The sequence below is a fragment of the Bacillus sp. ISL-77 genome (genome assembly GCF_018613105.1).
This window is the reverse complement of the sequence record NZ_JAGGQY010000062.1, coordinates 14,860-27,827: the sequence shown is the minus strand read 5'-3', so window position 1 is coordinate 27,827 and position 12,968 is coordinate 14,860. Positions and strand designations below refer to the sequence as shown.

Genomic DNA, 12,968 nt, shown 5'->3' with positions numbered 1-12,968 from the left:
ATGGAAGGATCATCATACGAGCGGTTAATCTAATGAATAAGTTCCTCCTAGTAGGTTAATACTAATAAGGAATCCTAGATTAGGGAGGGACAGGCGTGGCTATCCATTACCATTGTCGTCATTGTGGTACCAAACTTGGTTCAATTGATAAAGCATCGATACACAGCGAAAGCCTCGGTCTTCATAAATTAACAGATCAAGAAAGACTGGAAATGGTTGCGTATGACTCGTCCGGCGATATTCACATCACAGCCATTTGTGAAGACTGTCAGGAAGCTTTAGAGCGGAATCCAGATTACCATCAATACGATTTCCTTATTCATTAACCAGCTTTGGAGTACCGTCCAAAGCGTTTTTCTATTTATAATTTACTAACATAAGAACGTTATTAATATGAATTTTGTTGAGGAGGGAGGAGAAACCTTGAAAGCTTTAAAATCGTTATTTCTAAAGCAGGAAGATGTCCATTCCGTGATCGCGGGAGTGGAAGAGGGATTAAAGGAACAGTTAATTGCAGGGTTATCGGGTTCGTCAAGAACAGTTTTAACCGCTTCTATCTACGAACAAACGCAAAGGCCGATCATGCTCGTCACCCACAATCTATTACAAGCACAAAAACTCTATGATGATATTGTCAATCTATTAAGTGAGAAAGATGTTTTTCTTTTTCCAGCCAATGAGTTAATTGCTGCTGAGATGAGCATTGCCAGTCCGGAATTAAAAGCCCAAAGAATTGAAGCTTTAAACTACTGGAGCAAGCATAATAAAGGAATATTAATTGTCCCAATTGCAGGGTTAAAGAAGATCGTACCTCCTAAGTCTTTATGGAAAGAATACCAGCTCTCGTTAAAATTAGGGGAAGATATAACGATCGAGAAAACCTTAAATACATTTGTAAAAATGGGTTATATCCGAGCGGAAATGGTCACAACTCCAGGGGAATTTAGTGTAAGAGGCGGGATCATCGATATTTATCCGCTTACCGAAGCAAATCCGCTGCGAATTGAATTATTCGATACTGAAATTGACTCGATTCGTTATTTCTCGCTTGATGATCAACGTTCAAAAGAGAAGGTTCCAGAGGTTCATATTGGACCAGCAACAGAAGTAGTGTTAGAGGCAGACAATTATAGCCGCATTATTGATCATCTTGAAGCCGGATTAGGTAAAAGTCTTCGGAAACTAAAAGATGATAAAGCAAAAATGCAGCTATCGCAAAATATAAGTTTTGAATTGGAGCAGTTAAAAAACGGTCAAAAGCCTGACCAAGTCTTTAAATACCTTTCACTAGCCTACGATAGGGCTGCTAGTTTACTAGACTATCTGCCAAGCAATGGCCTTGTGTTTATTGACGAAATAAGCCGGGTTCAAGAGATGAATGATTCCTTAGTAAAAGAAGAGGCAGAATGGTATACAAGCTTACTTGGCACAGGCCAGATTATCCATGATTTACATATTTCCCATGACCTTTCAGTTCTGCTGCAAAAAAGAGAATTACCGATTGTTTATATGTCCTTGTTTTTACGTCATGTCGCCAATACAAGTCCGCAAAATATTATTAATGTCTCCTGTAAGCAAATGCAAAACTTTCATGGGCAAATGCATTTATTAAAGGCAGAGATCGACAGGTGGAAGAAAAGCAATTATTCTATTTTATTTCTAGGACCGGATGAAGAGCGGGTAAAAAAATTAGAGCGTGTACTAGAGGACTATGAAATTACTGCAAGTTTGACGAAGGGTGAACAGCAGCTGTTACCTGGCCGAGTTCAGATTATGAAAGGAAACCTGCAAACGGGCTTTGAACTGTCGATCCAGAAAATAGCTGTGATTACCGAAGAAGAATTATTTAATAAACGGGTCAAAAAATCTACTAACCGTCAAAAACTATCAAATGCTGAAAGAATTAAGAGTTACTCAGAGCTTAAAATCGGTGATTATGTTGTTCACGTGAACCATGGAATCGGTAAGTATTTAGGAATTGAAACGCTGGTCATTAATGGAATTCATAAGGATTATCTCCATATCCGCTATCAGGGGACAGATAAACTTTATGTTCCAGTTGAACAAATTGACCTGGTCATGAAGTATGTCGGTTCAGAAGGAAAAGAGCCAAAAATTTATAAACTGGGCGGAACGGATTGGAAAAAGGTAAAGAAAAAGGTTCAATCCTCTGTTCAAGATATTGCCGACGATTTAATCAAATTATATGCGGAGCGGGAAGCTGCTGTGGGTTATGCCTATTCGCCTGATGGCGATATGCAAAGAGATTTTGAAACATCGTTTGCTTACCAAGAAACAGACGATCAGTTACGATCGATTCATGAGATTAAGAAGGACATGGAAAGACCACGTCCGATGGACCGCCTCCTTTGCGGCGATGTAGGTTATGGAAAAACAGAAGTAGCGATTCGCGCGGCCTTCAAGGGCATCGCAGATGGGAAGCAAGTCGCTTTACTTGTGCCAACAACCATTTTGGCTCAGCAGCATCATGAAACGTTAAGGGAGAGATTTCAGGATTATCCGATTAATATTGGCCTATTAAGCCGTTTCCGCTCGAAAAAACAACAAACGGATACCATTAAAGGTTTAAAAGCGGGTACGATTGATATTGTCGTAGGAACACATCGCCTGCTTTCAAAAGATATTGTTTATCGTGATTTAGGGTTGTTGATCATTGATGAAGAGCAGCGGTTTGGGGTTACCCATAAGGAAAAAATTAAGAAATTAAAAACGAATGTCGATGTATTAACATTGACGGCAACACCGATCCCTAGAACTCTTCACATGTCGATGCTCGGGGTCCGAGATTTATCGGTTATCGAAACACCGCCTGAAAATCGTTTTCCTGTGCAAACCTATGTGATGGAATATAATGGATCATTGGTGCGGGAAGCGATTGAAAGGGAACTAGCCCGCGACGGACAAGTCTACTTTTTATATAACCGAGTGGAAGACATTGAACGCAAAGCCGAGGAAATATCGATGCTTGTCCCCGATGCGCGCGTGGCTTTTGCCCATGGTCAGATGACAGAAAATGAATTAGAAGCGGTGATGATTGGCTTTTTAGCTGGCGAATTTGATGTTCTTGTTAGTACGACCATTATTGAAACAGGTGTGGATATTCCGAATGTTAATACATTAATAGTCTTTGATGCGGATCGCATGGGGCTCTCTCAGCTGTATCAGCTCCGTGGTCGTGTGGGAAGGTCTAATCGTGTTGCCTACGCCTATTTCACCTATCGAAAAGATAAAGTATTAACAGAAGTCGCTGAAAAACGCCTTCAAGCGATCAAGGAATTTACTGAATTAGGTTCAGGATTTAAAATTGCGATGCGCGATTTATCGATAAGAGGGGCAGGAAATTTACTAGGGGCCCAGCAGCATGGATTTATTGACTCCGTCGGTTTTGATCTTTATTCGCAAATGTTGAAAGAAGCCATTGAAGAGCGTAAGGTTAACATCGGCGTTGCTGGAGCAGCTGTAAAAAAATCGGTAGAAATTGACCTTGAAATTGATGCCTACATTCCGGATACATATATTAAGGATGGGCATCAAAAAATAGAAATGTACAAACGTTTTAGAGGGGCCGAGACTCTTGCAGATATTGAAGAGCTTGAAGCGGAAATGTTGGACCGGTTTGGTGAATATCCGGATGAGGTTTCCTGCCTATTCCAAATCGCTGAAATGAAGGTTTATGCCCTTTTAAATGGGGTGGAACAAATTAAGCAGCTAAAACAGGAAATAACCATTTTAGTGAATGAACAGGTTACCAACACGATTGATGGAAGTAAGATTTTTCATATTGGAAGCCAATTTGGCCGAAATGTTACCCCTGGAATGGAAGGTCCTAGGCTGAAAATTGTGATCAAGGTCAAGGAGTATAAAACCTCACAATGGCTGAATATTGCCTTTGAAATGGTTAAGGCACTGTCCCAAGCAAAAAAGGGTCATGAAAATCCAGTAAATTAACTGGATTCCTCTAAACATTGGTAGAAAGTGGACCGCTTGTGGGTTTGCCCCCAAGCAATTAACTGGAATCCTGCTTTATCCAATTTGGGATAATTGTTATATATTTGAAAAATTATAACGTTTATGTATAGAACTTTCCAGATGAAAGATACTAAGTTCAAAGTTGGTGATGATTACAATAAAAGGAAAAACCGTCATCGCCAAGTTGAATAATCATCAGATGAAAGTGAGGCAACATTGGATGAAAGCAACTGGAATAGTTCGTCGAATCGATGATTTGGGTCGTGTTGTCATTCCTAAAGAAATACGCAGAACTTTGCGTATCCGCGAAGGGGATCCGTTAGAGATTTTCGTTGATCGAGACGGAGAAGTCATCTTAAAAAAGTATTCACCTATAAGTGAATTGGGTGATTTTGCCAAAGAATATGCTGAAGCACTTTTCGATAGCCTCGGGAACCCTGTATTAATTTGTGATAGAGATACCGTTATTGCAATGGCAGGCGGTTCTAAGAAAGAGTACTTAAATAAAAATATTAGTGATGTAGTTGAAAAAACAATGGAAGAACGAAATTCATTGCTGTTCACTCAAAAGGGTGATATCGCCTTAGTGGATGGAAATGAAGAAGCAATAACTTCATATACGATCGGCCCTATTATTGCAAATGGTGATCCAATCGGGGCAGTTATCATTTTTTCTAAAGAAGGAACTCTTGGCGAAGTGGAGCAGAAGGCTGTTGAAACAGCAGCTGGTTTCTTAGCTCGACAAATGGAGTCATAAAAGAACTAATCCTATTTAACAAATTTGAAAAAGACAGCCATTGCTGTCTTTTTTATTTAGTTTAAAAGGGAACTCCCCATGATATAATTACCTTCGAGTTTGTATTTTTTAGTAGGTGAATGAATGAAGTCTGTGAATCAATCAAAGGCTCTGTTTAGAGGAGCCTTTATTCTAATGCTTGCGGCCCTTATTACAAAAATTTTAAGTGCCTTTTATCGAATTCCTTTTCAAAACATTGTCGGAGATATTGGCTTTTACATATATCAGCAAGTATATCCGTTTTATGGGATGGCCATTGTCCTTTCGACGACAGGCTTTCCAGTCGTCATTTCAAAGCTCTATGCGGAGCAGAAGCAAAAAGGTGATGACGAAAAATCACGCCTGCTTCTTTTTGTATCATTTATTTATTTGCAATTATTTGGTTTTATCTGTTTCCTAATTCTTTACTTTGGTGCAAAAGCAATCGCTGTTTGGATGAATGACCCCCATCTCTCGATTCTATTAAGGGTAGTCTCGATTGTGTTTCTGTTGTTTCCAATGATGTCGATTCTGAGAGGCTATTACCAAGGGATTGGGGACATGGTCCCAACGGCACTATCACAGGTAGGGGAACAAACCACACGAGTATTGACGATTCTCTTTTTGGCCTCTCTTTTTATGGAAAAGGGTTATTCCTTCTATCTTGTCGGCGGTGGGGCCATGTTTGGTTCGATTACCGGCAGTATGATCTCAGGAATTATCTTGTTTATGTTTTTATGGATACGTAAAGAATGGAAGGTAGTAGCACCAAGGCAAGGAATGTTTCAGAGATATGCAAACGATGCAAAAAAGATCTTTAAGGCCCTTGTCTATCAGGGTCTCACGATTTGTATTAGCGGGATGCTCATGATATTTATCCAATTAGCCGATGCTTTGAATCTCTACTCCCTGCTTGTCGGAAGCGGGATTGATAGAGAAGTGGCTAAAAGCCTTAAGGGGATATTTGACCGTGGACAGCCATTAATCCAGTTAGGAACGATTGCTGCCACCTCCATGTCTTTAACCCTTGTTCCCTTAATCACAAGAGAGCGGTTGGCTGCCAAACCTGAATTTTTACAACACAAAATTCAAGTAGCTCTTAAAGTGAGTATCATTTTCGGTTTAGGTGCCTCTTCAGGTCTATGGGCGATCATTAAACCGACTAACACGATGCTGTTTGAAAATGAAGCTGGTTCAGCGGTGTTAGGGGTATTGAGTTTTGTAATCTTGTTTACGTCGCTTACCGCAACGATTATCGCCATTATGCAGGGCATGGGTGTGCTGCTATTTCCAGCCATCGCAGTTGCATGTATATTTCCGTTAAAATATATCCTAAATGTTTATTTGGTACCCTTATATGGAACAATGGGTGCTGCCATTTCATCACTTATTTCGCTGGGAATGGTCACAGCACTGCTATTCATTCAATTTAAAAAAGTCGTTCGGATTTCGCTATTCTCCCTTCACTTTTGGAGAACGATCATAATGGCCACCGCATCGATGGTCCTCTTTTTAAAGGTTTATTTATATATGTTCGGCTCGGATGATTATGGTCGAATCGAAGCTGTCTTTCAATCGTTAAGCGCGGTAATCGTTGGTGGTTTCCTCTTTTTATTGATTATTATTAGAGGCAAAGTCTTTCGTGAGGAAGAATTGGCGCTATTTCCATTTGGAAGTACATTAATAAAATTATTGGCCCGAAAGGATAGGAATTAACAATGGTAAGAAGGATTGAAATTCTTGGTTTAGGTGCAGGAGATTTGGAACAAATTCCTGTTGGTGTATATAAGAAGTTACTTAAAGCAAACTCGTTATTTTTGCGGACGAAGGAACATCCGGTGGTCTCTGAGTTGGAGAAAGAAGGATTAAGGTATACTTCATTTGATTCCATCTATGAAAAACACGATCAATTCGAGGAAGTATATGAAGAAATTGTCGAGACGCTGTTGCAAGAGGCAGAAAGCGAGACGATTGTTTATGCTGTTCCAGGACATCCACTAGTAGCAGAGCGGGCAGTGCAGCTTCTTTTAGCGTATGGTCCAACAAGGGATATTGAAATAAGCATTGGCGGTGGACAAAGTTTTATTGATGCCTTATTTACCTCGTTAAAGATTGACCCGATTGAGGGGTTTCAGTTACTTGATGGGACATCACTCAACACATCACAACTGCAAATTGACCAACATATGATTGTGAGCCAAGTATATGACCAATTTGTTGCCTCCAACGTTAAATTAACCTTAATGGAAAAATTACCAGATGATTATCAGGTTTATATCGTTACAGCGGCAGGGAGCAGTCAAGAAATAATCGAAAAAGTTCCATTGTTTGAATTGGACCGAAATGTATCGATTAACAATCTGACGTCCGTTTATATTCCGCCAGTCAAAGAGGAACAAATCCTATTGAAGAATTTTTCAAAGTTAAGGGAAATTATTGCTGAACTTAGGAGTCCAACTGGCTGCCCATGGGATAGAGAGCAAACCCATGAATCCTTAAAAAAATATTTAATAGAAGAAACCTACGAAGTAATTGACGCAATTAACCATGAAGATATTGACCATTTAATCGAAGAACTGGGCGATGTACTGCTTCAGGTCATGCTCCATGCCCAAATCGGTGAAGATGATGGTTATTTTTCGATTGATGACATTATTGAAGGATTATCAGCGAAAATGATTCGCCGCCATCCCCATGTGTTTGGAAATGGTCAGGCGGAAAATGCCGAAGAAGTGGTAAGAAACTGGCAGGAAATTAAGAAACAGGAAAAAGGTGAAGTGCCTTCTTCTTTACTTGAAGGAGTGTCAATGGCCCTGCCGAATTTGTTAAGAGCGTATGAATTGCAAAAGAAAGCAGCAAAGGTCGGCTTTGATTGGCAGGAAATCACACCTGCGCTGGAGAAAGTGAAAGAAGAACTCGAAGAATTTGTGAATGAATTAGACGGAACAGACGAGGGCATGGCACGGGCTAAAGGGGAATTTGGCGATTTACTATTTGCGTTTGTCAATGTTGCCAGGTTCCTAAAGATCCATCCAGAAGAAGCATTGTTCGAAACGAATGAAAAGTTTACACGCCGTTTTCAATTTGTTGAGGAAAAAGTAAAGGACAGTGGCAGGACTTTTGAAGAACATACACTGGAACAACTCGACCTATACTGGGACGAAGCAAAGTTATTAGGACTTTAGAAAAAGGGGAGTTTACGCATGCGTCTAGATAAATTTTTGAAAGTATCGCGATTAATCAAAAGAAGGACTTTAGCAAAAGAGGTGTCTGATCAAGGGAGAATCGAAATTAATGGGAAAGAGGCCAAAGCTTCTTCAACGGTTAAAGTCGGGGATGAATTAACAATCCGACTGGGGCAAAGAAAAGTTACCGCAAGGATTGACCGGATCCAGGATACCACCCGCAAAGAGGAAGCAGCAGAGATGTATACGATTATCAATGAAGAAAGAATTGGCTCCACAGAATTTCCAATGTAGTAACCGAGTTCTAATTTTCAAATCCTTCACATAAATTGTATCAAAAAGGTTGTACAAATGATTGTGAGGGATGTTAATGAGCCAGTATTATGATAATAATCCAACAAAGAGCAGTGTTCCAGACCATGACGTCATCATGAGAGGCAGAAAACTTCTTGAGATTACCGGTGTCAAGCAAGTGGAAAGTTTTGATAATGAAGAATTTTTATTAGAAACATCAATGGGATTTTTAGCGATCAAAGGACAAAATTTGCAAATGAAAAATCTCGATGTAGAAAAGGGGATTGTTTCGATTAAGGGGAAAATTTTTGATTTAGTTTACCTTGACGAACAGCACGGGGAGAAAGCTAAAGGATTCTTTAGTAAGTTATTCCGATGACCCTCTCGACTCAATTTATTACGTTGCTTTCAATGATAGGAATGGGGTCATTATTCGGCGCCATGTTCGATACCTATCAGCGGTTTTTAAATCGGCCGAAAAGAAAGCAGTGGATTGTATTCTTTAATGATTTATTATTTTGGATGATCCAAGCTGTGATCATATTTTACACGTTATTTTTAGTGAATAATGGGGAATTAAGATTTTATATCTTCCTCGCGCTTATTTGTGGATTTGCCGCCTACCAGAGTTTATTTAAAGGGATTTACCTTCACTTGCTGGAGGTATCGATTAAAACAACGATAGCTGTCAGCCGCTTTATAAAAAAAGCTTTCCATCTCCTGATTTATAAACCAATCTTGGGTCTTATTCAGCTAATTATTATCATTATCATTTCAACTGGCAGGGGGCTTTTAACCCTTGTTAGATTTATGGGTAAGGTTTTACTATTTATCCTAAAGATTATTTTTGTACCGTTACAAAAAATTATGTTAATTTTTTGGAAACTTTTGCCGAAAGGTCTTAAAAAATCCGTCGAGAAGTTATATAATAATACGGCAGGAAATTTTCACAAAATCAGGAATTATATAAGTAAGATGATAAATAGATGGAAAAAACCAAAAGAGTAAGGCGGTGAGGGAAATGGGAGCAGAACAAAAGAAAAGTGTGTCAAAGATCCAGACAACATATGTTAAACAGCAGGAGTATGCAGAAATTGCCTCAGCTAGGAAAAAGAAATTATTAGCAAGGCGGCTGTCGATGTTTTTGGTTTTGGCCAGTATTCTCTCTTATTTAATGATTTCCAGCACCATTTCCCAAACTGCTAAACTCAAGGCAAAGATTGCTCAAAAAAAGGAACTTAATCACCAATTAACAGACTTAAAGAATCAGCAGGATATTCTCAATGAAAATATTATTAAATTAAATGATGATGATTATATTGGAAAGTTAGCTAGAAAAGAATATTTCTTCTCTGAGAAAAATGAAATTATTTTTACGATCCCTGATGAAAAAAAGGGGAAATGAACCAATTTGTAGCCATATTGACACTGATTTTTTTCTTTTTGTATAATATAGAGTAAGATTGATTTTTTATACTTTTAAGGAGGAACATTCTTTTTATGTCAATTGAAGTAGGCAGCAAGTTACAGGGGAAGGTAACAGGAATTACTAATTTTGGAGCGTTTGTGGAGCTGCCGGGTGGCTCAACAGGACTCGTACACATCAGCGAGGTTGCGGACAACTATGTGAAAGATATTAATGATCATTTAAAGGTTGGCGACCAAGTTGAGGTAAAAGTCCTCAATGTTGAGAAGGATGGGAAAATTGGACTGTCGATTAAAAAAGCGAAGGATCGACCAGAGACGCAGCAAAGGTCCCATTCAAACTCACAATCACAACGTCCTCGTCAGGGTAGAAACAACGATCGCAATAATGCTAAGCCGGAAAATTTTGAAACCAAAATGGCAAAATTTTTAAAAGATAGTGAGGATCGTTTATCTTCCTTAAAACGGCACACAGAGTCCAAGCGTGGAGGAAGAGGAGCTAAGCGGGGGTAAACTTGCTGCTAACTTTTATCAGAATAAGAGTGGCCTTACTCAATATCTATAAATCTAAGACAGGTCTAAATGGCCTGTCTTTTTTTGTTTTTCAATAAAAAAGTGTCAGGCACCATGTGAATTCTTCACATGGTGCCTGACACCCAATGATGACACCCAACGACACTAATTACTATTATTTGAATGATAATAGTGAAAACCGTCGAACGATTCTTTTTGCTTGTTCACTAATTTGACAAACTTTTCTGACTATTAATTTTATAATTATCTGAACGATGAAAGAATAGGGAGTGTGATTTATGGAAAAGACAAATGCTAGTTTCATAGAACCAGTCAGAGAAGTTAATCTGCATTCATCGAAATGGGCTTTGCAGAGTGGAATGAAAAAAGTTCAACTAATGCTAGAGTCCTTTTTCATAAAAAAGGGGTACCTGTTATTATTGGTGGGTTTTTTGCTGGGACGGGCCTTGATTTTGGCAAAGTTGACTCCATTTTGCCTTCCCTTTTTTGCCTCTGTTTATTTAATTAAACGAGATCGGGCACCGCTTGCCTTGATCGGATTGATTATCGGTGCAGTGACCATTTCGCTAACAAATGCGGCATTTACCTTCGTAGTTACGCTTAGCTACATGGTAGTTTTCCGAATATGCAAGAAATGGTTAAGGAATGAAATGAAATCGACACCTTTTATTGTCGGTATTGTGCTTGGGCTGGGGAAATTGGCTGAAGCGTTTATACTTTCAAAGCAATTGACTCTATATGATTTAATGATGGTCGGAGTTCAAACAAGTCTTGCTTTTATTTTGACGTTAATTTTTTTACAAAGTATCCCATTACTAACCTTTAATAAACGGAGACAATTGTTAAAAACGGAAGAAATCGTTTGTTTAATCATTATGCTCGCTTCGATTATGACGGGGACGATTGGCTGGAAGGTTTATGACCTCTCGATTGAGCATATTATGTCGAGATACCTAGTATTAGTGTTTTCTTTTATAGCTGGTGCAACAGTCGGTTCGACAGTTGGGGTTGTCACTGGGTTAATTTTTAGTCTTGCTAGCGTGTCTAGTTTTTACCATATGAGTTTACTTGCTTTTTCAGGAGTCTTGGGCGGCTTGATGAAGGAAGGTAAAAAAATAGGTGTTTCAATTGGATTATTTATCGCAACGCTCCTAATTGGCATGTATGGGGAAGGCGGAGGGTCCATCCTGCTTACTGTATTGGAGTCAGCTGCGGCCATCTTCTTATTCCTCTTAACACCTCAGGTATTAACTTCTCGATTAGCAAAGTATATCCCTGGTACACCGGAGTACACAGCAGAGCAGCAAAAATATATGCGTAAGATGCGCGATGTTACGGCACAGCGGGTTTCACAATTCTCTAATGTCTTCCATGCCTTGTCCAAAAGCTTTTCACAAATGGAGATCCAACCAAAAGAAGAGCAAAATGAACGTGAAATGGATTATTTTATGAGTAACGTAACCGAAAAAACCTGCCAAACATGCTTTAAGAAGGATCAATGCTGGGCGAACAATTTTAATACAACCTATGCCTATATGGAAGAAATTATTCATGAAATGGATCAAAACGACGGGAATGTTTCTTCTAAACTATCGCGAGAATGGGAAAAGATTTGTACGCGATCAAAAAGAGTGTACGAATCGATTGGGCAAGAATTAATGTTTTTTCAAGCCAATCAAAAGTTGAAAAAGCAGGTTCAGGAAAGCCGCAGACTAGTTGCGGATCAATTGTTAGGTGTGTCTGAAGTGATGGATAATTTCGCGAAAGAGATCCAACGGGAAAGAGAAAACCACCACAAGCAGGAAGAACAAATTATGGAGGCCATGCAATCGTTCGGAATCCATATAGAACAGGTGGAAATCTATAGCCTCGAGCAAGGAAATGTCGATATTGAGATGTCTTTGCCATTTTGCGATGGCCATGGTGAATGTGACAAATTAATCGCACCGATGTTATCCGATATTCTCGGTGAAACCATTGTCGTTAATAAGGAAGAATGTGCAACCATACCGAATGACTTTTGCCGTGTGACATTCAGATCATCAAAGGCGTTTACGGTAGAAACAGGAGTGGCCCATGCTGCCAAGGATGGGGGGCTTGTATCTGGAGACAGCTATTCGACGATTGAACTTGGATTAGGTAAATATGCGATAGCTATTAGTGATGGAATGGGAAATGGGGAGAGAGCCCATTACGAGAGTAAAGAAACACTGCTTCTATTACAAAAAATCCTCCAATCAGGAATCGAGGAAAAAGTAGCAATTAAATCTGTTAATTCCATACTTTCGCTCCGGACGCAGGATGAAATTTTTTCTACATTAGATTTAGCGATGATTGATCTGCAAAATGCTTCAGCCAAGTTCCTTAAGATTGGATCCACACCAAGCTTTATTAAAAGAGGGAGTAAGATTATTAAAATTCAGGCAAGCAATCTGCCAATAGGAATGATTCAAGAATTTGAAGTGGATGTGGTCAGTGAACAACTAAAAGCTGGAGATTTACTAATTATGATGAGCGATGGGGTGTTTGAAGGTCCCTTGCATGTAGAAAATTATGATTTATGGATGAAAAGAAAATTACAAGGATTAGAGACAGATAATCCGCAGGAGGTAGCTGATTTAATTCTCGAGGAAGTCATTCGATCGAGATCTGAAATCATCCATGATGATATGACCGTGACCGTAGCGAAAATAAAACACAATACGCCAAAATGGGCATCCATTCCTGTTCCCAAACTGAAACGGCAGGCCTAATAGAGTATTTTA

Annotated in this window: 11 protein-coding genes; all 11 read left to right on the top strand. The window is 39.3% G+C overall.

Going from position 1 to position 12,968, the window contains the following annotated elements; all coding sequences use genetic code 11:
• Positions 1-95: 95 nt before the first annotated feature.
• The 11 genes from fin (at position 96) to spoIIE (ending at position 12,956) form a co-directional block, all read left to right on the top strand.
• Positions 96-326 carry an anti-sigma-F factor Fin gene (gene fin, locus J7E77_RS23815; RefSeq protein ID WP_168241463.1) on the top strand — a complete coding sequence of 77 codons (231 nt, stop codon included), beginning with the start codon at positions 96-98 and terminating at the stop codon, positions 324-326.
• 97 nt (positions 327-423) lie between these two features.
• The gene (mfd, locus tag J7E77_RS23810) at positions 424-3,969 is read left to right on the top strand and encodes a transcription-repair coupling factor (RefSeq protein ID WP_214717309.1); all 3,546 of its coding nucleotides are present in this window, start codon (positions 424-426) and stop codon (positions 3,967-3,969) included.
• A gap of 241 nt (positions 3,970-4,210) precedes the next feature.
• A complete protein-coding gene (gene spoVT / locus J7E77_RS23805; RefSeq protein ID WP_214717308.1) occupies positions 4,211-4,747 on the top strand; it encodes a stage V sporulation protein T in 537 nt (178 codons plus the stop codon).
• 123 nt (positions 4,748-4,870) lie between these two features.
• Positions 4,871-6,481: a putative polysaccharide biosynthesis protein gene (locus J7E77_RS23800; RefSeq protein WP_214717307.1), complete on the top strand. Its 1,611-nt coding sequence runs from the start codon at positions 4,871-4,873 to the stop codon at positions 6,479-6,481.
• Positions 6,482-6,483: 2 nt separating this feature from the next.
• Complete coding sequence (yabN, locus tag J7E77_RS23795; RefSeq protein WP_214717306.1) at positions 6,484-7,950, top strand: bifunctional methyltransferase/pyrophosphohydrolase YabN; 1,467 nt, start codon at positions 6,484-6,486, stop codon at positions 7,948-7,950.
• An 18-nt stretch (positions 7,951-7,968) separates the two neighbouring features.
• Entirely contained in the window at positions 7,969-8,244 is a 276-nt protein-coding gene (locus J7E77_RS23790; protein WP_088084933.1) for an RNA-binding S4 domain-containing protein, read from the top strand.
• 76 nt (positions 8,245-8,320) lie between these two features.
• Positions 8,321-8,623, top strand: a complete 303-nt coding sequence (gene yabP, locus J7E77_RS23785; RefSeq protein ID WP_168241468.1) for a sporulation protein YabP — start codon at positions 8,321-8,323, stop codon at positions 8,621-8,623.
• On the top strand, positions 8,620-9,252 hold the full coding sequence (yabQ, locus tag J7E77_RS23780; RefSeq protein WP_214717305.1) for a spore cortex biosynthesis protein YabQ: 633 nt from the start codon (positions 8,620-8,622) through the stop codon (positions 9,250-9,252). The genes yabP and yabQ overlap by 4 nt, the downstream gene beginning before the upstream one ends.
• 13 nt (positions 9,253-9,265) lie before the next feature.
• The gene (locus J7E77_RS23775; RefSeq protein WP_214717304.1) at positions 9,266-9,649 is read left to right on the top strand and encodes an FtsB family cell division protein; all 384 of its coding nucleotides are present in this window, start codon (positions 9,266-9,268) and stop codon (positions 9,647-9,649) included.
• A gap of 95 nt (positions 9,650-9,744) precedes the next feature.
• A complete protein-coding gene (locus tag J7E77_RS23770; RefSeq protein ID WP_088084937.1) occupies positions 9,745-10,182 on the top strand; it encodes a S1 domain-containing RNA-binding protein in 438 nt (145 codons plus the stop codon).
• A gap of 299 nt (positions 10,183-10,481) precedes the next feature.
• Entirely contained in the window at positions 10,482-12,956 is a 2,475-nt protein-coding gene (spoIIE, locus tag J7E77_RS23765) for a stage II sporulation protein E (protein ID WP_214717303.1), read from the top strand.
• Positions 12,957-12,968 lie beyond the last annotated feature (12 nt).